The organism is Bacteroidales bacterium, from assembly GCA_035342335.1.
Classification (GTDB): Bacteria; Bacteroidota; Bacteroidia; order Bacteroidales; family JAGONC01; genus JAGONC01.
Window position 1 is genome coordinate 49,344 of the sequence record DAOQWY010000002.1, and the last position, 24,260, is coordinate 73,603.

A 24,260-nucleotide genomic window follows, 5' to 3' on the forward strand; every position below is an offset into this window, starting at 1 on the left:
TTTACGCCATCTCTTTTTGACCCGACCCTAAATTGTACTAACTTTGCAACCCATTTTCCAGTAGAATCCCTCTAAGAATGATCGTATGGTAAGTTTTCTGAACAAGATCCTCGGAAGTAAATCGCAACGGGATATCACCACCATTAATCCATTGCTTGCCCAGATCAAACCAGCCTATGAAAAAATCACCCTTCTTTCAAACGACGAATTAAGGGCCAAAACATACGAATTCAAGCAGAAGATCAAAAATGCCATCCAGGAAGAAGAAGACAAAATCGTACAGTTGAAAAATTCAATTGACGAAAATCCAGAGATGGATGTGGACGATAAGGAGAAAATTTATGAAAAAATCGATCTGCTGGAAAAATCAAGTTACGAAAAAACGCAGCAGGTCCTCGACCAAATCCTTCCTGAAGCATTTGCCGTAATGAAAGAGACGGCCAAACGGTTCAAAGACAATGCAACCGTGGAAGTCTCTGCCACGCAGATGGATCGTGACCTGGCCTCCAAAAAGGAAAACATCACCATCCACGGAGATACGGCCAGGTATCATAACAAATGGATGGCCGGAGGAAACATGATCACCTGGGATATGGTCCACTACGATGTGCAGCTGATCGGAGGGATCGTACTTCACCAGGGCAAGATTGCAGAAATGGCAACCGGGGAAGGGAAAACGCTCGTGGCCACCCTGCCCGTCTACTTGAATGCGTTGCCGGGAAAAGGAGTGCATATTGTCACCGTGAACGATTACCTGGCCAAACGCGACTCGGAATGGATGGGCTTGTTATATGAGTTCCACGGCCTGACAGTGGACTGCATCGACCGGCACGAGCCAAACTCCGTAGCGCGCCGCAACGCCTACCTGGCCGACATCACGTTCGGGACGAACAACGAATTTGGATTTGATTACCTCAGGGACAACATGACCGGAAATCCGGATGAACTGGTCCAGCGCCCGCATAATTATACCATTGTTGACGAGGTCGACTCTGTCCTGATCGATGATGCACGTACCCCTCTGATCATCTCCGGTCCGACACCCAAGGGGGATAAACAGGAATTTGATGAACTGAAACCGGATATTCTGAAACTTTATAACGCACAGCGTAACCTCGTTACAAAAATCCTGGCAGATGCCAAACAGCTGCTTCATTCCAATGCAACACCCGAAGACGAGAAGAAGGGCGGAGAGCTGATCTTCAGGGCCTTTCGGGGATTGCCCAAGAATAAAGCCCTGATCAAGTTCCTCAGCGAAGAAGGTATGCGCAGCCTCATGCAAAAAACTGAAAACTTCTACCTCCAGGAACAGGCAAAAAACATGCATATTATTGATGATGAACTGTATTTCGTCATCGACGAAAAGCATAATTCCATCGATCTTACCGAAAAGGGCATTGATCTTCTGACCGCTTACTATGACGATCCCACTTTTTTCATCATGCCTGATATTGGGGCCGAAATTGCCGAGCTGGAACGCTCCGACCTGTCGGATATGGAAAAAATGGAAAAAAAGAACACCCTCCTTCAGGATTTTACCATCAAGTCGGAGAGGATCCATACGGTCAATCAGCTTCTGAGAGCCTATGCCCTGTTCGAAATAGATGTGGAATACGTGATCATGGATAATAAGATCAAGATCGTTGATGAGCAAACCGGCCGTATCATGGAGGGCAGAAGATATTCCGACGGATTGCATCAGGCCATTGAAGCGAAGGAGAACGTCAAAGTGGAAGCTGCCACCCAGACCTATGCCACCATCACCCTGCAGAATTACTTCAGGATGTACAAAAAACTGGCCGGTATGACCGGAACCGCGGAAACCGAGGCAGGTGAGCTCTGGAGCATCTACAAACTGGATGTGGTGGTCATTCCCACCAATAAACCCGTGATCCGTGACGACAGAGAGGATCTGGTATACAAGACCAAGCGTGAAAAGTACAACGCGGTCATCGAAGAGATCATCAACCTGACCCAGCAGGGACGCCCGATCCTGGTGGGCACCACCTCCGTGGAGACCTCGGAGTTGCTTTCACGCATGCTCAACATGAAGCGTGTCCCGCACAATGTGTTGAATGCCAAACTGCATCAGAAGGAAGCCCAGATCGTTCTGGAAGCGGGTCAGGCGGGTACGGTGACCATTGCCACCAACATGGCAGGACGTGGAACCGACATCAAACTGGGTCCCGGTGTAAAAGACGCAGGCGGTCTGGCCATCATCGGCACCGAACGGCATGAATCACGGCGCGTTGACCGACAGCTCCGGGGACGCTCCGGCCGCCAGGGCGACCCGGGAAGCTCCCAGTTTTTCGTTTCCCTCGAAGATGACCTGATGCGAATGTTCGGCTCGGAACGGATCGCAAAAGTGATGGACAGGATCGGGATCAAGGAAGGAGAAGTCATCCAGCACTCCATGATCACCAAATCCATTGAACGCGCCCAGAAAAAAGTGGAGGAGAATAACTTTGGGATCAGAAAGCGATTGCTTGAATATGATGACGTGATGAACTCACAAAGGGAGGTGATCTACCGCAAACGCCGTCACGCGCTCTACGGGGAACGCCTGGCAGTGGATATCTCCAACATGATGTTTGACCTTAGTGAAAAGATCGTCAATGACTTTCAGGAACAGCGTGATTTTGATGGTTTTAAGATCGAACTGCTCAAAACACTCCAGGTTGACACTCCGGTCGATGAAAAAACATTCTATGCCCAGGATGGTAAATCCCTGACGGAAAAGATATTTGCACTGGTCTACAACCGATACAAATCCAAACGGGAATACATTGCGCAGCAGGCCTACCCGGTCATCAGGGAAGTATTCGAGACGAATTCCCAGTATGAAAATATCGCCATCCCCATTTCCGATGGGAGGAGGACGATGAACGTGATCGCCAACCTGAAGAAAGCCTACGAAAGCCAGGGCAAAGAAGTCGCCCTGTCCATCGACAAAGGCGTAACCCTGGCTACGATCGATGATGCGTGGAAAGAACACCTGCGCGAGATGGACGACCTCAAACAATCCGTCCAGGCAGCCACCTATGAGCAAAAGGATCCCTTGCTGATCTATAAATTTGAATCCTTCCAGCTTTTCAAGAACATGCTGGAAAAGATCAACCGCGACAGCATTGCCTTCATCATCAAAGCCAATTTGCCCGTCAGGGAATCCAGCCAGGTACGGGAAGCCCAGATACGGGGAAGAGGAAACCTGCGGAACCTGAAAGAAGAACGAACCGACCTGCTTTCACAATCTCACGCGGATACACAGCAAAAACAACGTCCCATGCCGGTCAAGGTGGAAAAAAAAGTCGGCCGCAATGATCCCTGCCCCTGTGGCAGCGGTAAAAAATACAAACATTGCCACGGAAGGTAGACGCTTATCTAATCCCATACAGCCATGAAATTGAACAGAATTTTGCTTAAACTCAGTGGTGAATCCCTCCAGGGGGATCATTCAGAGGCCATTGATACCGACCGGTTGAGTTTCTTTGCCAGGGAGATCAAATCATTGACCGAAAAGGGAGTTCAGGTAGCCATTGTCATTGGCGGAGGCAATATTTTCAGGGGTCTCAAAGGCACCAGCCAGGGTATTAACCGCGTACAGGGTGATACCATGGGTATGCTCGCAACGGTCATCAACAGCCTGGCGCTCCAGGAAGCGCTTGAGGATATCCATATCAGAACCTGCCTGCTGTCGGCCATTAAAATCGAGTCCATTGCGGAGAAGATCGCGAGCCGCCGTGCCATCCGTGCATTGGAAGACGGCCAGGTAGTGCTGCTGGCAGGGGGTACCGGCAATCCATTTTTCACGACCGACTCGGCTGCCGTTCTGCGGGCCCTGGAGATCAATGCGGATATCATCCTGAAAGGAACGCGGGTTGACGGCATCTACTCCGCTGATCCCGAGAAAGATCCGAACGCAGCAAAATATTCGGTCATCACCTTCGATGAAGCATTGGAGAAGGGACTGAAAATCATGGATCTCACCGCTTTTACCCTGTGCAGGGAGAATCACCTGCCCCTGATCGTTTTTAATTTCAATGTCCAGGGCAACCTGCTCCGGATCTGGATGGGCGAAAACATTGGCACCTTGGTTAAAATATAAAATTTTCCTATTTTTGCAATGAACCCCCTTAACCTTAAGCCATGAACGACGATTGCATCCTTTGCCTGGAAGAAGCCCGGGAAGCCATGCAGATGACGATCACACACCTGGAACGCGAACTGCACAAGATCAGAGCTGGCAAGGCTACACCGGATATGCTGGAAGGAGTGAAAATAGACTATTACGGTACCATCACACCATTAAATCAGGTTTCCAACATCACCACACCTGATCCAAAACAGATCATTGTGCAACCCTGGGATAAAAGCATATTGAATATCATCGAAAAAGCAATCCTTGCTGCAAACCTGGGATTCAATCCGGTCAACAATGGCGAGGTCCTCCGCATCATCGTCCCTGCCCTGACAGAAGAACGCCGCAGGGATCTGGCCAAACAGGTAAGGATCGAAGCTGAGAAAGCCAAGGTCTCTGCCCGGACTATCCGGCGGGAAGCCAACGAAGAAGCCAAAAAACTGAAAAATGAGGGTACCTCCGAAGACGACATCAATAAGCTGGAGGAAGAAGTTCAGGATATGACGAACAAGTTCATCCAAAAAATTGATAAGATCATCGAAATCAAAGAAAAAGAAATTATGACCGTGTAACGGTCCGCACGGATCAGATTCCTTTCGTTATGTTCTGAACCACCTCAAAATGACTGAGGAATTGTTTGGCCACAATCCGTAAGACAGTATATCCGGGAATGGCCAGGATCATCCCGATTACCCCCGCCAGACTGCCCGCCACCAGGATCACAATGAAAATCTCCAGCGGATGCGCCCGCACGCTCCGGGAATAGATCCAGGGCTGAAGCACCATATCATCAATGCCTTTGATGACCACAAACGTTCCGACCACCTTAAGCGCTATCGTGAACAACGCATTGTAATCACCCAGATTCACACTGGTCGAAACGGCAATCAGAACCCCAAGCAATCCTGCAATGAACGGACCCAGGTACGGAATGACATTCAGCAACCCTCCCAGGAAAGCAATCAAAAAAGCATTCCTGATCCCAAAAATCGTCAAAACCAGGCTTAACATGGAAATCATGAAGATCATCTCGATCATAAGCCCGATGAAATAACGCGAAAGCAATTCACGTATGGAAGTTAATGACTTGGAAGTCTTTTCCTTATACTTTGAGGGTGTCAGGAGCATGATACCATCAAAAAACAGGTGGTCGTCCTTCAAAAAGAAGAATGTCATGAAAATAATCGAAAAAACACCGATCAAAACCGTGCTGGTCAGACCCATGATGTCAGAAAATACATTGGTCATGGACTTAAAGCTGAAAACCGACTGAAACTGGCTGACCACCAGCGTTACAATGTTTTCATCGGGTGCGATGACCTTCAGCCGTACCAGCAGATCCTGAATTCTTGACAAAGGTTTTTCAAGGCTTACCTGCAGCTGTTCGTAATCAATGCTGGCAAGGACATCAAGCTGCTTAATGACAAGGGGTATGAAAAGATAGAAGAAAGTCACAATGACCAGGATGAGTGCGATCAATGTAAGGACGGTACTCAATACATGCGGCATCTTAAAATGCCCGATCGAAATTTTATCCAGCAGCCGAACCAGGGGATGCCCGATAAAGGAAAGAACGGCTGAGATCAGGATGAAGGTGAGCACATCTGAAAACCGCCAGAAAAGAAATACTACGATCCCTATCCCGAGCAGCGTGACAATCAGATTGAATACGCGGTTCATGCGGTAAAGGTAAAAAATAATTCCTTACCTGGAATTACCCAACAAAGGAAGGAGCATGGTGAATTTAAATGCAAAATTATCCAGTTCCTTGTCAAGGTGATAAGGTCCATACCTATAATGCACTCCAACGCCCAATGTAATCAAATTGCTGAAATTTAATAAGTTATTTACATTAAGACCCGACTCAAAAAATCCTTTTTCCATCGTCTGGACGTTGATGTGATGATGGTATTCCGGATCGCTTAACGATCCAAAACCAATGTTGGTAGTGAGTTCCAGTTCAGGTTCAAATCCTTTGGTTCTCAGCAGCAGCTTGCCAAAATTATGGGTAAAGTACAGAGCCACATAACGGTCGAGAACAAATTCACTCAGCCGCATGGTGGCAAAACTGTGGGGGGCGAATAATGTAAAGGTATGATAGCTTCCATTGCCGTTGTAAAGATCCGAGTAGGGAAGTGCAGTGTCAATATACCCTGCTTTAAGCATCAGGCCTGTCTCTCCCAGATAGCGTATGAAAAAGGATTTCTGAATTTTAAGATCATACCGGTTAAAGCCAAAATCACCTCCCAGCGTTCCTTCAAAGCCCCTGGCATAGGTAAACCACAGTACCGGCCAGCTGGTCCCCAGCGAGACCTTCGTCCTGGCATTCTTAAGAAACTTTTCCCTGTAGGCGTACCTGAAGCTGATCGCACCCTCGGTGAAGGTAAAGGAATCGGAAAACAGTGCCACATCACCATCCGGCTTGCCAAAATAATAGTCATATCCAGGTTCCTTATACGTTCTGCTAAAGGAAATAAAGGTTTTCAGATAGGAGAGCGACCTGAATCCAACGGAGCCTTCGAACCTTTCAAAACGGTCCATCCGCATGAGCAGGGGAGCCCTGTACTGATCATAGCTGAACTTCTGGAAGTCATCGAAATAGTGTGTGCCTCCCGCTTCGCTGACGTCATTCTGATAGCTGAACTTCAGTTCCACCTCGGCATTTCTGCAGGGGAATAGTGACAGATCGGTCCCATATTTTAAATGTTTATCCCTGAATCCGTACCCGATAAAGCCTCCTACGGAGAACGACCGGGATACTTTCTGATTGGTTTCAATGCCAACTCCGAGGTAAATGCTTTCATAATCGTTGTAGCGCATAAATCTTCGGATGTCAAAATCCATCCACTTCCACGGGATCTTTCCTGTCATAACGGTTTCCAACCCCTTTGCGATCTCATCAAAATGATATTCCCGGCCAATGCTGTCGATGAAAGAATAGGTATTGGATTCTCTTTGGCTGAGACTATCCGTACGGTAGACGGTAAGCAACTGGTCAGCCTTTGAATACGCATCCGGAAGTACTTCGATTTCGACGTTGCTGAATTCTTTTTTATCCAAGTCCGCATTGATCCTGATATCCTTAAGATAACTCTTGCCAACCCCGACAAGTGGATAGCCGGTAGAATCAGCAGAAACATTGACATTCCTGAGAACCAGGTCCGTGTTGAGCTGGACGGGAAACCAGTGCTGCCCTTCCTTGAGTTCGTATTTTTGCTGGATCCGGATGCTTATTCCGCGATCATCCCGGTGGGGTTCTGCAATCACGTTTTCAATGGCCCACTTATGCGTGTTGATATAAAGCAGGCCTTCAAGTCCATCAAAATTTGTATTCAAAAGAGGCCGGTAGTAGATGACGAAAGTTGTATCTATGCTGCTTGATTGAAAAAGTGTATCCTGAAGAACAAACAGGTAATTCCGCAGACTGCCCGGGCTGATGGGATTGATGTAGTTCTTGTCGGCAATCCTGATGACGTTATCGTAAAATGAGGTTGACTGCAGTTGCGAGAGAAGAAATACAACGATAGGATCCTTCAATCCGGATATCCTGGAGGCAATCACCCGCTCCTGATTATGATCCGGAAAAAGGTATTTACGCTCCGACACGGTTTCCATCAGAAAGAAATACTTATCCTGAAGAAATTTCCCGAGTTCACTGTCCGCTGTATCCAAAAGTGTTGTGTCTGCAAGATACAGTGAATCATTTTGAACCGTAAAATACATTTTATCATAGGATGTATACGAAAAAGAGGGGAGCTTTTCCGGGTCGTTCAAATCCCTGGCCTCGATCGCATTTGAAATGATCCGGTGAGCCGGGTTTATTCCGGGCTTGATTTCCACTTCACTGAGCTCGATAGAGGCAGGTTTCAGCCGGATCAGCAATCCTGCCGTTTTTTCTGTAACCTGGTACACCAGGGTCTCATAACCCATATAGCTGAGGGTCAGTGAGACAATGCGTTCAGGATAGGAGATGGAAAATTTACCGTCGATATCCGTTACCCCGCCATGTTTTCCCTCGTTTACGACCATATTGACAAAAGCCAGGGGATTCTTTGTTTCAGCATCAACCACTTTCCCGCTTACCCAATAAGTGTCTGCCTTTGAAACATAGGTAGCCAGGCAAAATGACAGCAATAAAAAAAGCCTACAATACCCCTTCAGACTGCTGGGGAGGATCTTCAGCTGGATTTGCGCCAGTGAATCCATAGGAATAAAAGACTTATCTCGACCAGGCACCTGGGGTGTTTTCATCAGAGCCGCTGCCATTCGTGCTTCCTTCACACTATTCCGTCTTGTTGTCCACCTGAAGCTTAAATCCGGTTCCGTGAACATTCTGGATCAGGATGGAGGGATCGTCTTTCAGGTATTTCCTTAACTTGGTGATGAAGACATCCATACTCCGGCCTATGAAATAATCATCATCGCCCCAGACACTTAAGAGGGCCTCTTCCCTTTTCAGGAGATTATTTTTGTGAAGACAGAGCATGCGGAGCAACAATGCCTCCTTACGGGTCAGAATCCTTTGGCTGTCACCGATTTGCAGGGTCATATTCCCGGGGTCGAATGTATAACGGCCTATTTGAAACAATTCCTCCTCCGGTTTTACGCCGCTTTCTTTTTGCAGGGCGCACCGTCTTAAAACTGCTTCGATACGCAAACTGAGCTCCTCACTGCTGAAAGGTTTCGTAATGTAATCATCACATCCGGTCTTAAACCCTTCAATCCTGTCATCCTTAAGCCCTTTGGCCGTAAGAAAAATGATCGGGACTGCCCTGTCCACCTGCCGGATATCCCTGGATAGTGCGAATCCATCCTTTTTTGGCATCATCACATCCAGGATGCAGAGATCCGGTTTCTTTTCAAGATAACTCCGGTATCCATCTTCCCCATCTATGGCAATGAAAACCTCATATCCAAGCATTTCAAGATAATCCTTTACAACCATCCGAAGGTTTGGATCATCTTCCACCAGTAAGATCCGCGTTATTTGCTTCCTGTTCTTCATCATCATCGGGATTAATGTGTTCACGATTGAATGGGAAAAAAAGATCGAACCGGCTCCCCCTGTTCAATTCACTTGTCACTCCAACTGCACCTCCGTGCGCCTCCACCATTGTCTTGACATAAAACAATCCTAACCCAAAGCCTTTGATGTCATGAATGTTTCCGGTAGGTACCCGGTAAAACCGGCGAAAAATATTGCGCTGGTTTTCAGGGCTGATCCCTGTGCCCTTATCGGCCACTGATATGACGATTCCCCTGTCCTTGTTGGCAGTCGTTATGGTCACATCCGGTGCTTCCGGAGAATATTTAATCGCATTATCCACCAGGTTATTGATGATGTTGATGAAGTGAACGCGATCAGCATAGACCATAGGTGCCCTGGCACTCAGGCAGGTTCGGAGTCTGCCTTGCCTTTCCTTTAAGATCAGGCTATAATTGGCCATCACCTCTTCCAGAACCTTATGGACATCCAATTTACGGTATTTCAACACATATTCCCCCTTATCGAGGGCAGCCACATTGAGTACCTGCTCTACCTGATGCTTCAAACGAAGATTTTCATCGAATATGATGGAAGCGTACCGCTTTGTTTTGTCAGGAGAATCGTGGACAGGTGGTTTTAATAACATCTCACTGGCCAGGGAGATCGTCGCGATGGGCGTCCTGAATTCATGGGTCATGTTGTTCACAAAATCCGTCTTCATCTGCGAAAGACGCCTCTGCTTAAAGATGGAGGCAATTGAAAAGAAAATGGCACCGGCCAGGATCAGAAGAAACAATACCGAAAGCACCAGCCAGATAAGGATCTGGCGAAGAATCATCGACTTTTTGCCTGGGAGAACCACCCCCAGCATGCAAGGATCCGTTTTGCAGAGGCATTCCAATGAAACAGCATTCGGCGACATCATGAGCTCCTCTTTGAATTCCTTGTGTGGTGAATATAACAAAACCTCTTTCTCCCGGTGGAACACCCCGTAAACATAATCCTCCGGTGTTTTCATCCATGATAATTCAGATTGGACGAGTGAATCCAGAATGGTCACATCCATAACCTCCATCAGTGTAACCGGCTCATTGAAGCAAAAAGTGCCATGCTGTAAAGCCTTGGCCATCATCAGATCATTCCGGCTGACCATGAGCTGTGTCACAACACTCCGAAGGGCTACATCCAGCCTGCCATCGAGCTGCTCTTCCTTCAGCCTGTATACATTTTTCATCCAGAACAATTGCGTAAGGATGATCCCTGCCAGGGAGAGGGATGCTAAAACAATGATAAGTTGTAAACCTTTCTTTTTCACGTAACAAATTTAGTCATATCCTCCTCCTGATGTTTCTTTTAACAATTCTTTAACAACTATGACCGGTCAACAGATACTTACCGATACTATTGTGCTTTATATTTGCCGTCGGAAATCTTAATATTCACAAACCATAAAACAAAATTCATTATGAAAAGATTAATTGTCGTGCTCACTCTGGTGGCTTTTGTAGGTGCTGCCGCATTTGGACAGACCAAATCTACTTCAAAAGTGGTCAGTAACGAGACTAAAATCGAAAAAGTTGCATTGGATCAGGATCCTGTCAAAGCAAAAGATGCAGATAAGACAAAAACTGAAAGCAAGACGACAGTGACAAATACCCAGAATGCCGCTGCTAAAACAGGTAATCCACAGAATAATCCTGCTAGCTACGGAACGAATAAAACGGCTGGGTGCGAACCCAGGCCCGGATGCCCGGCTACCCAGCAAGGCTGTTGCTCAAAAGCACAGGCCCCGCCTAAAAAGTAATGAAAAGAACCAGTAAAAACCCCGGCTTATCACCGGGGTTTTTTATTTTTGCACACTGGAGTTCTTGTTTGATTTTTAATGGTTACATTTCAAATACCGGCAGGCAGACTGGTGACCTGTGGCTGTACCCTGGTCGAAATCAAGGGTGCAAAGCTGACGTTCGCAGTCAGTGCTTCGGATGAGAAAGGAATGATCGGGAAAGGAATCCATACCAGGTATATCGTTGATCAGGAAGCCTTCTTAAAACAAGCGGGCCTCTGAGCCACCAAACAGATCCTCCATAATGAAGATCCCGAATCAACACAATGAACCATGCCGGAAGAACCTAAACTATCCCTTGTCGCCACGACCAGCTCCGGACTGGAAGAAGTCTTGGCCGAAGAACTCCGGTTGCTGGGAGCGGAAGAAGCCCAGGTTTTAAACCGGGCAGTAAGTTTTAAGGGACCGATGGAACTGGTTTATCGGGCAAATTACTGGTGCCGGACAGCCTTCCATATTCTCCGGTTCCTCGACTCCTTCCCGGTCAGAAAACAGCAGGATCTGTATGACCGGATACACGACCTGCACTGGGAGGAGTGGATGGATCCTGACAGGACACTTGCCGTGCACGCTGTGGCCAGCAACACCGTGTTTACCCATACACAATTTGCCGAACAACTTACAAAAGATGCGATTGTCGATAGATTTCGTTCACGCTGCGGCCGAAGACCCTCGGTGGATCTGGTTTCACCTTTTTTGCGCGTCCATATCCACCTTTCCGGAGAAAGTGGCCAGGTGCTCGTGGATAGCTCGGGCGACTCACTGCACAAAAGAGGATACCGGATGGCAACAGGTCCGGCACCCCTGAATGAGGTGCTGGCTGCCGGGATGATCTACCTTTCAGGATGGGACCGGACATCTCCTTTTTTTGACCCGATGTGCGGCTCGGGAACCCTTTTAATCGAAGCAGCGCTCCTGGCCAGGAACATTCCCGCAGGTCAGTTCAGGCAAAGTTACGCCTTCAGGAACTGGCCCGATCACAACGAAAAAGTCTGGGAACGGATTACCGCTGCTTCACCAGGGGATTCTGTGTCACCCCGAATCTCCATCCAGGGTGCTGACCTTTCAGCACACATGGTCCGGATCGCGGAACAAAACATCGCCCACGCGGGCCTTCAACAAGTGATCAGGGTATCCCGCCGGGATTTCCGCAAGTCAGATCCTCCTTCCGAAAAAGGAACAATGATCACGAATCCACCCTTCGGGCAACGGCTGGCGGTTGACAATCTGCAACTACAGTACAAACAGATCGGGGATATCCTGAAAAAGCGCTATGCAGGATGGTCAACCTGGCTTCTGGCTTCGGATAAACAGGCCCTTAAATTCCTGGGACTGAAACCATCCCGTAAGTTTACCATCTTTAACGGGCCACTTGAATGTAAATTTGTTAATTTTGAAGTGTTTGAGGGTAGCAGAAAAGATGCACTGAAAAAACAACCATAATTACAGACCATGGCACTCGCAAAATTGAACAAAATCGGAATCCTTACTTCCGGAGGCGACGCTCCGGGGATGAATGCCGCCATCAGGGCCGTTGTCAGAACGGGACTCTACAATGACCTCATAATCATAGGGATCATCAACGGGTATGAAGGACTGCTCAAAAAGCACTTCAAAGTGATGGACAGGAACTCGGTTTCCAACATTATCCAGAGGGGTGGAACCGTTTTGAAAACAGCACGCAGTGAGCAGTTCAAGACCGATGAAGGTATGGAACTCGCCTTTTCCAACCTGCAGGAAGAGCACATCGATGCACTGATCGTGATTGGGGGTGACGGTACCTTCACCGGAGCCCATATCTTTGGCCATAAATTTGACTTCCCGATCGTTGGATTGCCAGGCACCATTGATAACGACCTTTATGGCACCGATCTTACGATCGGGTACGACACAGCTGTGAATACGGTGGTACAGGCCGTTGATAAGATCAGGGACACCGCACAGTCCCACGACCGGTTATTTTTTGTCGAAGTTATGGGAAGGGATGCAGGATTTATAGCATTGAGAAGCGGGCTGGCTTCAGGCGCAGATAATATCCTGGTTCCTGAAACCAAAACAAACATCGATAACCTGATCCGGATGCTGAAATACGACTGGAAACGAAACAAAACATCCGGTATCATCATCGTAGCCGAAGGTGATGACCAGGGCGGAGCTTATGAAATTGCCAAAAAGGTGGAAGAAAAATTCAATGAGTTCGATACGCGCGTGACTATCCTCGGACATATCCAGCGGGGCGGATCTCCCACAGCTTATGACCGCGTGCTGGCCAGCCAGCTCGGTTATGAATCCGTCAATGCCTTGATCAACGGAGAGCGTGATATCATGATCGGTATGCAAAACAACCAGATCTCCTACACCCCCTTTGAAAAGGCCATCAAAAATGAGAAATCCATCAAGCATACCTACCTGGAAATAACCAGGATCCTTTCACTATAAGAACAGAAACCGCCGTATGCAAGCACAGGCTTCTGCTGAAATGAACACAGCCTCTCTGTTTGCAGAGGTCATTCTTCCTTTACCCGTTCCAGGTACCTTTACGTACAGAATACCTGACACACACCGTAATGAAGTTGATGTCGGACAACGTGTTGTGGTCCAGTTCGGCAGCAAAAAGATCTATTCGGCCATCATCAGTTCCCTTCATTCCATCACTCCGCCGTACGAAGCAAAGACCGTTCTGGATATCCTGGATACCGATCCTGTGGTGAATCTTTTCCAGCTTGACCTGTGGAACTGGATGGCCTCATACTATATGGCCTGCCTTGGGGATGTGATGAATGCCGCTCTGCCCGCCGGATTGAAACTTCAAAGTGAAACACGGGTCATCCTGCATCCGGAATTCCACCACCAGAAAATCCAGCTCAGCGATAAAGAAACCCTGATTGCTGAAGCATTGATGAACAGAACGGAACTGACTGTCACAGAGGTATCAAAGATCCTGGGACAGGTAAGGGTACTGCCGCTGATCAAGGACCTCATTGAAAAAAAAGTCCTGATCGTCAGGGAAGAACTGATCCAGCAGTATAAACCCAAAACTGAGACCTATGTGACACTTGCCGAGGATTATGCCTCGGATGAAAAACTGAATCAGCTTTTCGACGAACTCAACAAAAGAGCTTACAAACAACTGGAGATCCTGATCACCTATGTCAGGCTTTCAGCTTTTGGGAAAATACCCCGACAGGAGGTCAAACGGAACGACCTCCTCAAAGGAGCCAACGCATCGCTGGCCCAGTTCAATGCACTTGTTAAAAAAGGAGTGCTTAAAACCGATGAAAAAATCGTATCCCGTCTTCAAATAAATGACATTCAATTAAATACAGAGAGTGTCCACCTGACTGAACATCAGAACCAGGCTTTTATATCCCTCAAAAATCAGCTTTCAGAAAAAGACACTCTTCTGTTATTTGGGGTTACCTCCAGCGGGAAAACAGAGCTTTATGTCAAACTTATCCAGGAATATGTCGAGGCCGGCAAACAGGTTCTTTACCTTCTGCCTGAAATAGCCCTGACAACACAGATCATTCACCGCCTGAAGCGTTTCTTTGGCAATAAGGTCGGGGTGTATCACTCAAGGTATAATGATTTCGAACGGGTGGAGATCTGGAATAGTGTACTGGGAAACGGATTGTCACAGGCCGGATCCTACCAGATCATTCTCGGGGCACGGTCGGCATTGCTCCTTCCCTTTTCCAACCTGGGGCTGATCATCGTTGATGAAGAGCACGATACTTCCTTCAAACAACAGGATCCGGCGCCGCGATACAATGCCCGTGACTCCGCATTGTTCCTTGCGCGCCTTCATCATGCCAAAACCATCCTTGGATCGGCTACACCGGCCCTGGAAACCTACTTCCTCTGCTCAACAGGGAAATTTGGGCTGGTTACGCTGACTGAACGGTATGGAGGATTGCAACTTCCTGCCATTCAATTAGTCAATTTAAGAGAGGAAATGCGGATGAAGCGGATGAAATCCATCTTCGCCGAAACACTCCTGCAACAGATCAGGCTCGCGCTGAACAAGAAGGAACAAATCATCCTGTTCCAGAACCGCCGTGGATTCTCCCTCCGTATCGAATGCGACATCTGCAACTGGATGCCTGCCTGCAGGAATTGTGACGTTTCCCTGATCTACCATAAACAGGCCAACCAGCTTCGCTGCCATTATTGCGGCTATTCCATCCCCGTGCCCGAAAAGTGTCCGGAATGCCAATCAACCAAATTACTGATGAGGGGATTCGGAACAGAGAAGGTGGAAGAAGAACTGGCAGCCCTTCTTCCGGAGGCAACCATTGCCCGGATGGACCTGGATACCACCCGCTCAAGAAATGCGTACCACCAGATTATCCAGGATTTTGAGACGCGAAAGATCGATATCCTCGTTGGGACACAAATGGTTACGAAAGGGCTTGATTTTGAGAATGTCAGCCTGGTTGCAATCCTGAATGCTGATAACATGCTGAATTTTCCCGATTTCAGGTCCTTTGAACGGAGCTATCAGCTCATGTCGCAGGTTAGCGGCCGTGCAGGGAGAAAAAATAAACAGGGACTGGTGATCATTCAGACCCACAATCCCTCCCACCCGATCATTCGACAGGTGGTCAACAATGACTACACGGGAATGTATAACCTGCAGCTCATCGAACGAAAACGCTTTCACTATCCCCCCCACTTCAGGTTGATCCTGCTCCGGATCCGGCACCGGGATTTTCAGTTTTTAAATACGGTAGCAAGGGATTTTGCTGATATTCTTAAAAAAACCTATCCCGGCCAGGTACTTGGACCGGAATATCCCATGGTCGCAAGGATCAAGAATAAGTATATCAAGCAGGTCATGATCAAACTTGACAGGAATTCGGCCATAGCAGCCGATAAAAAGAAAATCGCCGGGGTTATCGGGAAATTTCTCTCACAGAATATGCACAAACAGGTCGATATCGTCGTGGATGTTGATCCCCTGTGACGGCTTGATCATCATTTGAGGGTGTCCCGCTGCATATCCGGCATCGTATCCGTCATTTTTTCCTCGAATATGTAAATATCTTCGTTGTCTTTTTTCATCAGGTACTTTTCCCGGGCGTACTTTTGGAGCTTATCGGTATCATTCATCAGTTCAAGGGTTGCTTTTTCATTGCTACGGATCTCCATCTCGTAGTATTCTTTCTGCTGTTGCAACTGTTTGAGCTTTCGGGAAAGTTTGAGCTGGGAAATGATGTTGTTCTGGTCAAAGAAAACCAGCCAGACCAGAAAAACCACACTTACGATGAAGTATTTATTTTTGAGAACATTCAGAATTTTTCTCCACATGGGGCTACGATTTTTACGATTTTGTGTCATCACAGACCCAGGCGATCACTGATATCGTTCATGGCTCCGATGGCCAGCGTGACGAACTCCTCCAGCGGGATACCTGCCTTTTCACATTCCAGGATGCTTTCCCGTCGGACGGAAGCAGCAAAGGCTTTTTCTTTCATACGTTTGATCACCGACCGGGGCTTCACGGCGGAGAGTTTCCGCTCAGGATAAACCAGCGTCGTGGCCACGATCAGTCCGGTTACCGTTTCGCCGGCAGCAAGCGCGTGTTCAAACTGCGTAGTCCGCTCCAGTCCGGTTGCTTCTTCATTATGCATCCGGATCACGTGTATGATTTCCGGGTCACAACCATGCGATTCAAGTATCCTGGCCGTTTCCAGGCCGTGCACTTTGGGATCGGCTTTGATGGCTTCCACATCCAGATCGTGAAGCAGGCCTGCCAGTCCCCATTTCTCCGCATCCTGATTTAAACGGGAAGCCAGGGCCCGCATAACGGCTTCCGAAGCATAACAATGGTTGAGTAACCTTTCATTTTTGATGTAGGAATGAAGTAAAGCAACAGCCTGATCCCGGTCCATAAGTCAAAGTGTTTTTAGTGAATGTCGAGTCCGTGCAGCATCCAAAGCGCATGCTGTAATGATTTCTGGATTTCTTCCATATATTCCGACACTGCTTTTACGCTGCCAGGCAGGGTATAGACCAGTGTACCACCCATGATCCCGGCCACTCCTCTCGACAGCAGCGCGCCCGGCTTGTCAGCTCCGTATTTTATCCGTATCAGCTCCATAATACCGGGTAAAACCTTGTCAAGCCTCGGAAGGATGACGTCCGGGGTAATATCTCTGGGTCCGATGCCCGTTCCTCCCGTGGTGATCAGGATGTCCACCCGCCCCCCCCGTGCTTCGGTAAGGATGTCCGCCAGGTCACCGGCATTGTCAGGGATGATCCGGTGCAGGATGTGGCAGGGTTTTTTATCGTGTTGAAAAAATCGTTCCATCCGTTCGATGATCGCAGGCCCGCTCCGGTCGGCATAGTCCCCCCGGCTTGCCCTGTCACTCAGGGTGACCACCCACACCTGATATTTGTGGGGCAGGTATTCGATCATCATTCCTGCACGTATCCTTCCTTCAGAGATTACACGTGTAAAGATCCCCTCTTTGGGCATCACGCAGTTTCCAACCTCCTGGAAGATGGCACAGCTCTTCCCGTGACATTCTTTTCCAATCTGGGTAATTTCAAGTTCTGCCTCCCCAATTTTGAAGCGATCCAGGGGCGACATTTCGTAAAGTATCTTACCGCGGGTAGTTATATTCTCGGCAAATTCACCTGGCCGGATATCGCGATCAATCATTTTCCGGAACTTATTGATGCTTTCTTCCCCCAGTAAACTTACCTGCCGGTTCCAGTCACCGGCGTGGGCATCATGTTCCACTCCCTTGAGACCAAGGGATATTTCATCCACAGGCACCTTGATGGTACCTTTCTTTTCTGAAATATTGACAGAAACCACTTCAAACAATTTTCTTTCCCTCATCTCCAGTTAAGCTTTAAGTGATTGTTAACGAATGTCTTCCTTTGTTTTTTCCATCAGTTGTACCTGAGTGATCACCATTTCCTTGTCCACTGCCTTACACATATCATAGATGGTCAGCAGGGCAATCTGAACCGCGTTGAGTGCCTCCATCTCCACGCCCGTCTTTCCGATGCACCTGACCTCGGATTCCACCCTTACGCCATTGTTTTCAAGTATTGCGTGGACATCGATTTTTGTCAATTGAAGGGGGTGGCACAGAGGAATCAATTCACTCGTCTTTTTAGCCCCCTGTATCCCGGCAACTTCTGCAACCGTCAGCACATCTCCCTTTTTAATGAGATTTTCCCGGATCAATCGGATGGTGGCATCCTGTAATTGAATGAAACCCCCGGCTCTGGCTGTCCGAAGCTGATCGGCTTTGCCTCCGACATCCACCATGTTGGCTTTGCCTTCCGAATCTGTATGCGATAATGCATTCATTGGCCTGATTCTCCTTTGGATAGAAATTTTTACATCGATGGTATTGATCCCCGGGCTTGCCCCGGGAATTTACCCACTTATCTCTCCCCTGCACGGGGGTGGGGTACATTGAACCATGTCAGCCTCCGATCGTATTAAACCGGCCGGAAAGGCTGTACGAACCCGATTCAGGTTTCCACTGAATGGCCATTTTCAGTGCTTGCTCCGGACCCAGTTCCCTGACATCGTATTCCAGATCACTGAACAGGCAGGGTCGTATCTTTCCGTTGGCCGTGAGCCGCAGGCGGTTGCACCGGCTGCAATGGCCACCCTCACCTCCCTCTACGACACTGAAATCTCCCGTGGCCAGGGTCATGCGCCGGATGAATCGCACCGTCAGGCCCATTTTCAGGCCATACTCCCTGACCGCCCTTGCATCCGGTTCATCCGACGAACGATCGACCACACAATTGATCTTGACAGGTGTCAGTCCTGCATTCATGGCAGCCTGGATACCGTCGAATACCCGTTGGATGTCACCACCTCTTGTCAAGTGCCTGTACCGGTCCGGATCCATCGTGTCGAGGCTGATATTGACCCGGTGTAATCCAGCATCTCTCAATGGAAGGGCAAATGCTTCCAGTAAAATTCCATTGGTCGTCAACGATAGATCAGTGATCTCTTTTAAGGCGGAAATCCAGCTGATGAGCGAAACAACACCCTTGCGCACCAGAGGCTCACCTCCCGTGATACGGATTTTATCGATTTCGTACTTCACGGCGACCTTGACAACCTCCATAATCTCCTCATAGGACAGAATATCCGTGTGCTTCAAAGGTATGATACCCTCCTCCGGCATGCAGTAAACGCACCGGAGATTGCACCTGTCCGTAACGGATATCCTTAAGTAGTTGATCTTCCTGTTAAATCTGTCGTACATGAACCACCTCCCCCTCTTTAATCCGGGTTGTTCCTATTTCAAGAGCCATGATCCCATCCGCATGAATGTAAGAATGGATATGTGCTGAGCCGTGATAATCCAAAAGGAACACTTTCCCTTCACGGATCATTACCGGTAGAAGCGATTTACGATCCGATCGCCTTCGTGAATAGGTTTCTCCCATGGTCATCTGGAACTCAGGGGATGGATAGGCATGCCCCATTGATTTGTACAGCAATGGTTTGACCAGAAGCTCAAAGATCACGAAGGATGAAACCGGATTTCCCGGCAAGCCAAAAACATAGCGGCCATCGGCCATTCCAAATACAGTGGGCCTGCCGGGCTGAATGGCTATAGACTTAAAGATCAAATTGAAATTCAGGTCCAGAAGAACATCCGGTACATGATCATATTCTCCCATGGAAACACCTCCGGTAAGCAAAACGATGTCCGAAGCATCTTTCGCATCCTGAAGGATCTTTTTTAATGCCTCCCGGTCATCCCGGGCAATGCCAAAATAGGTTCCCCGGATGCCCATTGCATTTAATTGCGCAAGCAACTGTGAGGCGTTGCTGTTGCGTATTTGTGACAATGCAGGAAGTTGGCCGGGTTCAACAAGCTCATCCCCTGTGGTGACGATTCCAACTCGGGGCTGCCTGTAAACAACCGGGTGAACATATCCCACCGACGCCATCACTGCAATCTCCTGTGGACGGATCAGTGAACCCGGCCGCAGAACGACATCGCCCCGATGAAGATCTTCTGCACGGAAACAGATATTCCCGGACGATTTTTCCCTGACGAACCGGATCTTACCGTGGGTTGTCACCTCAATATCTTCCACCATCATGACCATATCGGCTCCTTCCGGAACGATGGATCCTGTCATGATCTTTGAACATTGCCCCGGATGGATGGAAAATTTCGGAACTACCCCTGCCGGAATGGTCTCCATACACTCAAGCTCTCTACCAAGATCACTTCGCCGGCAGGCATAACCATCAACGGCAGATTTGTTGAAGGGAGGCATGTCGGTGTCGGATAACACTTCTTCAGCAAGGACCCGCCGAAGTGCATCCTGCAGCTGAATGCGTTCTGTGCCACACGCAAAGTGTGAACTCAGAACCAGATCATATGCTTCTTCAAACGATATCATGTTCAGGGTGTACTGTTGTTCTTGTCCAGGACCATTTTGTCAAAATACGCGTAGATCTCCACCTGTGCCCGGATCTTCTTCCGTGTGGCGTCCTTCCGGTAACGGTTGGGATGACGGGCGCTGATGATCCTTGCTTTGCAATTGTCCTTTAGCTGGATCCGGATCATGTTCATCAGCTCTTCCTGCAAATTTCCGTCAAACACCGGACAGGCAACCTCGATCCTGTGATCCAGGTTCCGCTGCATCCAGTCGGAAGAGGCAATGTAATACAGGGGCTTTCCGTCATTACAGAATATGTACACCCGGGAATGTTCAAGGAATTTATCCACAATGCTGAATGCCTCAATGTTGTCACTGATCCCGGGGATTCCGGGCACCAGCACACAGATACCCCTGACAATGATCTTTATGTTGACACCTGCCTTACTGGCAGCGTACAATCGCTCGATGAGTTTGTCATCCACAAGGCTGTTCAGCTTGAGGATGATCCAGGCGTCCTTGCCCAGGTTCTTATTTTTTATCTCATTGTTGATCAGTCGAATAAACTCTTTGCGCGTATCAAAGGGCGAAACAATGAGGTGCCTGAATTCAGGGGGTTTGTAACGGCTGTCCATCAACCGGAAAACGTTGTCCACGTCCTTTGCTATCTGCTGGTTGGAGGTTAAAAGGCTGTCATCTGCATAAACCCTGGCCGTTGATTCATTGTAGTTCCCCGTTGAGATATTGGCATATCCAATCTCTTTCTCCTCCTCGATCCGCTTGATCAGGATCAATTTGGCGTGCACCTTAAAGCCTGGAATGGTGGGGATCACACGGATCCCTTCTTCCTGAAGCCTGTTTGTCCAGTATATATTTGCCTCCTCATCGAAGCGCGCCTGCAATTCCATGAAGACGGTCACCGTCTTGTTGTTGCGGGCGGCATTGATCAACGCGTTCATGACATTGGAATTCTTGGCCACCCTGTAAAAAGTCATTTTGATCGCTACCACTTTGGGATCAATGGAGGCCTCCCGGAGCAGGTCAATGATGTACTGAAAGGACTGGTACGGAAAATGCAACATAAGATCCCTCTGGCGAAGTATGCCAAAAATACTATTGTTCAGGGGCAGGCCAGCGTGGGGCAGCGGAGGTGTGGCCGGATAGTACAGGTGAGGTGGGCCTATGTGCGGAAACGACATGAAGTCCTTGAAATTATGATACCTTCCTCCGCTCCTCAGGTTACCCTTTTCCGAGATCTTGAGCTTTTTGATCAGTTTCTTCAACAGGCGTTGCGGCAGGTTATCTTCATAGACAAAACGGACGGGAAATCCTTTCTTTCGCTGCTTGACACTTTCGCTTAAGAGCTCCAAAAAGCTTTTTGAAATGTCGTTGTCAATATCCAGCTCGGCATCCCGGGTGAATTTGATCGTATAGGCCTGGAAAGTATCATATCCGAAAAAGGAAAAAATATCGGAAAGGCAGTACCGGATGACATCATCCAGCAGAATGATGAATTCTCTTTTCCCTTCTTTAGGTAAGATGTGGAACCGGCCTAAAACATCTGTGGGAACCCGGATGATCGCCTGGTTTTCTTCCAGCGACTCATCCTTCCGCTTCATATCGGCCAGCAAGTACAATGAACTGTCCACCAGGGAGGTGCTGACGTTGATGTTGTTGATCATGATCGGAAGCAAAAGCGGGCGGATCTCCTCATTGAAATAATTCCTGACAGACCTGCCCTGCTCCGGAGTCAGCTGACTCTCATCGATCAGGTAAATGCCTTCCCCGGCCAGCTCCCTGACAAGTTCACTATAGACCCTGGTGAAGATCTTTTCCTGTTCATTGACAATTTCATCGATCTCCCTCAATAGTTCGGCAGGCTCGAAACTGATCTTTAAATTTTCGCTGCGGATGGTCAGCATCCTCCGCAATGTCCCCACGCGAACACGGAAGAATTCATCCCGGTTATTGGAAAAAATTCCCAGAAACTTAATTCTTTCAATCAGGGGTGTACTTGGATCAATCGCCTCCTGCAAGACTCGTTCGTTAAAATGCAGCCAGCTGATCTCCCTGTTGATCTTCAGGTCGTCGGCAGGATTCTTCATGGCAGCATTTTCGGGTAAATCACAAAATGCATAAATGGCTTCAACCCGGGGATGTCGTGCCATCGGTCGGTAAGGAATTCGATGCCGGCGACCGCCGAGGTGGGCAGCCAATCAAGTTGCTCCCCGAGCAGGAAGCTGGCAAACTGGGTCACTCCAGGATTGTGCCCTACGATCATGACCGCATTCACCTCATCGGGAAGGTCTTGAAGCCTTTGAAGGACCTGTTCCGTATCGATTGGATATAGTTCAGGCATTTTGGAGATCCTTTCCGCCGGGTAACCGATACCCTGCGCAATCAGCCGGGCCGTTTCACAGGCCCTGACCGCCGGGCTCGTCAGGATCAGGTCGACCTTTACCTTTCTTCCGTTCAGGTAGTTGATTACTTTGTATGTTTTCTGAACTCCTTTTTCAAGCAAGGGTCGATCCTCATCCGGAAGTTCCGGCTGATCCCACGATGACTTGGCATGCCTGACGATGTACAATGATTTTCCCATAGATTTTAATAGGCAAATAAAGGGAATCCCGACATCATCCTGTTCACCTTTTCCCGGATCGCATGGATCTTAGCTTCGTTTTCAGGATCAGAGATGACATCGTCGATATAGTCCACGATCACGGGCATATGTTCCTCTTTAAGGCCCCTGGTGGTAACGGCCGGGGTTCCGATCCGCAGTCCCGAAGTCTGGAAGGGCGATCGGTCATCAAATGGCACCATGTTCTTATTCACCGTAATATCGGCCTTGACCAGGGTGTTTTCAACCATCCGGCCCGTGACCTGGGGAAACTTTGTCCGGAGGTCGATCAGCATCAAATGGTTATCCGTCCCTCCTGAGATGACATGGTATCCCTTATCCGTAAAGGCCTTTGCCATGATCTGTGCATTTTTTCTCACCTTTTGGGCATATTCGCCAAAGGCAGGTGTCAGAGCTTCACCGAAGGCAACTGCCTTCGATGCAATGACATGCTCGAGCGGTCCTCCCTGCACACCCGGAAAAACAGCGGAATCAAGCAGTGATGACATTTTCCGGATCTCACCTTTTTTGGTCGTCTTACCCCACGGATTGTCGAAATCTTTCCCGATCATGATGATTCCGCCGCGGGGACCACGCAGGGTCTTGTGGGTGGTTGAGGTAACAATATGGCAGTATTGCAGGGGATCGTTCAACAGCTTCCTGGCAATCAGTCCGGCCGGGTGGGCAATGTCGGCCACCAGGATGGCTCCGACCTGGTCAGCAATCTCCCGCATCCGCTTGTAGTCCCAGTCGCGTGAATAGGCCGAAGCTCCGGCCATGATCAGCTTCGGCCTCTCGCGCAGAGCGGTTGTTTCCATCTGATCGTAGTCCACCGTACCCGTCTCGCGGCTTACTTCATACGCCACCGGCCTGTAAAGGATCCCGGATGAATTAACCGGGGAACCGTGCGACAGGTGTCCGCCGTGCGACAAGTCGAGCCCCATAAATGTATCGCCTGGGATAAGGCAGGCCAGAAAAACGGCCATGTTGGCCTGAGCGCCGGAATGGGGCTGCACATTGACCCACTCGGCCCCAAACAGCTCCTTTAGCCGGTCAATGGCAAGCTGTTCCGTTTCATCCACGTGCTGGCATCCCCCGTAATACCTGGCACGGGGATAACCTTCCGCATATTTGTTCGTCATCACCGATCCCATGGCTTCCAGCACCTGGTCGCTGACAAAATTCTCCGATGCGATCAGTTCGATGCCACTCAATTGCCGGTGCTTTTCATTCTCAATGATGGTAAATACTGCTGTGTCTCGTTCCATGATACCTGGTTTAAATCATCGGT

21 protein-coding genes are annotated in these 24,260 nt (G+C 48.7%); 8 read left to right on the plus strand and 13 right to left on the minus strand.

All coding sequences use genetic code 11. The annotated features are described in order from the left end of the window. Nucleotides 1–85: 85 nt before the first annotated feature. Genes secA through frr form a run of 3 tightly spaced genes read left to right on the plus strand, consistent with a single transcriptional unit; the run spans nt 86 to nt 4,710 of the window. A complete protein-coding gene (gene secA / locus PKI34_01445; protein ID HNS16468.1) occupies nt 86–3,373 on the plus strand; it encodes a preprotein translocase subunit SecA in 3,288 nt (1,095 codons plus the stop codon). 24 nt (nt 3,374–3,397) lie between these two features. Further along, the gene (pyrH, locus tag PKI34_01450) at nt 3,398–4,105 is read left to right on the plus strand and encodes a UMP kinase (GenBank protein ID HNS16469.1); all 708 of its coding nucleotides are present in this window, start codon (nt 3,398–3,400) and stop codon (nt 4,103–4,105) included. 41 nt (nt 4,106–4,146) lie between these two features. Further along, nucleotides 4,147–4,710 (plus strand): ribosome recycling factor, encoded by a 564-nt coding sequence (gene frr, locus PKI34_01455; protein ID HNS16470.1) that lies wholly within the window; start codon nt 4,147–4,149, stop codon nt 4,708–4,710. Nucleotides 4,711–4,723: 13 nt separating this feature from the next. On the opposite strand, the gene PKI34_01460 is transcribed toward frr, so the two are convergent. The 4 genes from PKI34_01460 to PKI34_01475 all read right to left on the minus strand — a co-directional run bounded on the left by PKI34_01460 (nt 4,724) and on the right by PKI34_01475 (nt 10,440). Then, nucleotides 4,724–5,818 (minus strand): AI-2E family transporter, encoded by a 1,095-nt coding sequence (locus PKI34_01460; protein HNS16471.1) that lies wholly within the window; start codon nt 5,816–5,818, stop codon nt 4,724–4,726. A gap of 24 nt (nt 5,819–5,842) precedes the next feature. Next, nucleotides 5,843–8,344, minus strand: coding sequence for a DUF5686 family protein (locus PKI34_01465; GenBank protein HNS16472.1), 2,502 nt, complete (start codon nt 8,342–8,344; stop codon nt 5,843–5,845). A 76-nt stretch (nt 8,345–8,420) separates the two neighbouring features. Beyond that, complete coding sequence (locus PKI34_01470; GenBank protein ID HNS16473.1) at nt 8,421–9,143, minus strand: response regulator transcription factor; 723 nt, start codon at nt 9,141–9,143, stop codon at nt 8,421–8,423. Continuing rightward, nucleotides 9,097–10,440 carry a HAMP domain-containing sensor histidine kinase gene (locus PKI34_01475; GenBank protein HNS16474.1) on the minus strand — a complete coding sequence of 448 codons (1,344 nt, stop codon included), beginning with the start codon at nt 10,438–10,440 and terminating at the stop codon, nt 9,097–9,099. The genes PKI34_01470 and PKI34_01475 overlap by 47 nt, the downstream gene beginning before the upstream one ends. A 150-nt stretch (nt 10,441–10,590) precedes the next feature. Here PKI34_01475 and PKI34_01480 point away from each other — a divergent pair, with 150 nt between their 5' ends. The 5 genes from PKI34_01480 (at nt 10,591) to priA (ending at nt 15,934) form a co-directional block, all read left to right on the plus strand. After that, on the plus strand, nt 10,591–10,929 hold the full coding sequence (locus PKI34_01480; GenBank protein ID HNS16475.1) for a hypothetical protein: 339 nt from the start codon (nt 10,591–10,593) through the stop codon (nt 10,927–10,929). 78 nt (nt 10,930–11,007) lie between these two features. Beyond that, nucleotides 11,008–11,190, plus strand: a complete 183-nt coding sequence (locus PKI34_01485; protein HNS16476.1) for a hypothetical protein — start codon at nt 11,008–11,010, stop codon at nt 11,188–11,190. A 51-nt stretch (nt 11,191–11,241) separates the two neighbouring features. Further along, entirely contained in the window at nt 11,242–12,411 is a 1,170-nt protein-coding gene (locus tag PKI34_01490; GenBank protein HNS16477.1) for a THUMP domain-containing protein, read from the plus strand. Between the two features lie 9 nt (nt 12,412–12,420). After that, the gene (gene pfkA / locus PKI34_01495; GenBank protein HNS16478.1) at nt 12,421–13,407 is read left to right on the plus strand and encodes a 6-phosphofructokinase; all 987 of its coding nucleotides are present in this window, start codon (nt 12,421–12,423) and stop codon (nt 13,405–13,407) included. 16 nt (nt 13,408–13,423) lie between these two features. Beyond that, entirely contained in the window at nt 13,424–15,934 is a 2,511-nt protein-coding gene (gene priA / locus PKI34_01500) for a primosomal protein N' (protein HNS16479.1), read from the plus strand. Between the two features lie 11 nt (nt 15,935–15,945). Here priA and PKI34_01505 read toward each other — a convergent pair whose 3' ends face one another. The 9 genes from PKI34_01505 to glyA all read right to left on the minus strand — a co-directional run bounded on the left by PKI34_01505 (nt 15,946) and on the right by glyA (nt 24,237). Then, nucleotides 15,946–16,278, minus strand: coding sequence for a septum formation initiator family protein (locus PKI34_01505; protein HNS16480.1), 333 nt, complete (start codon nt 16,276–16,278; stop codon nt 15,946–15,948). Nucleotides 16,279–16,307: 29 nt separating this feature from the next. Further along, a complete protein-coding gene (locus PKI34_01510) occupies nt 16,308–16,862 on the minus strand; it encodes an HDIG domain-containing protein (GenBank protein HNS16481.1) in 555 nt (184 codons plus the stop codon). Nucleotides 16,863–16,876: 14 nt separating this feature from the next. Continuing rightward, entirely contained in the window at nt 16,877–17,818 is a 942-nt protein-coding gene (locus PKI34_01515; protein ID HNS16482.1) for a molybdopterin-binding protein, read from the minus strand. 24 nt (nt 17,819–17,842) lie between these two features. After that, a complete protein-coding gene (moaC, locus tag PKI34_01520; GenBank protein ID HNS16483.1) occupies nt 17,843–18,298 on the minus strand; it encodes a cyclic pyranopterin monophosphate synthase MoaC in 456 nt (151 codons plus the stop codon). 118 nt (nt 18,299–18,416) lie between these two features. Beyond that, complete coding sequence (locus PKI34_01525) at nt 18,417–19,217, minus strand: radical SAM protein (protein HNS16484.1); 801 nt, start codon at nt 19,215–19,217, stop codon at nt 18,417–18,419. Beyond that, complete coding sequence (locus PKI34_01530; GenBank protein ID HNS16485.1) at nt 19,201–20,373, minus strand: molybdopterin molybdotransferase MoeA; 1,173 nt, start codon at nt 20,371–20,373, stop codon at nt 19,201–19,203. The genes PKI34_01525 and PKI34_01530 overlap by 17 nt, the downstream gene beginning before the upstream one ends. Before the next feature lie 2 nt (nt 20,374–20,375). Then, nucleotides 20,376–22,520 (minus strand): polyphosphate kinase 1, encoded by a 2,145-nt coding sequence (ppk1, locus tag PKI34_01535; GenBank protein ID HNS16486.1) that lies wholly within the window; start codon nt 22,518–22,520, stop codon nt 20,376–20,378. Continuing rightward, a complete protein-coding gene (gene sixA / locus PKI34_01540) occupies nt 22,454–22,951 on the minus strand; it encodes a phosphohistidine phosphatase SixA (protein HNS16487.1) in 498 nt (165 codons plus the stop codon). The genes ppk1 and sixA overlap by 67 nt, the downstream gene beginning before the upstream one ends. A 5-nt stretch (nt 22,952–22,956) precedes the next feature. Then, a complete protein-coding gene (gene glyA, locus PKI34_01545; protein HNS16488.1) occupies nt 22,957–24,237 on the minus strand; it encodes a serine hydroxymethyltransferase in 1,281 nt (426 codons plus the stop codon). Nucleotides 24,238–24,260 lie beyond the last annotated feature (23 nt).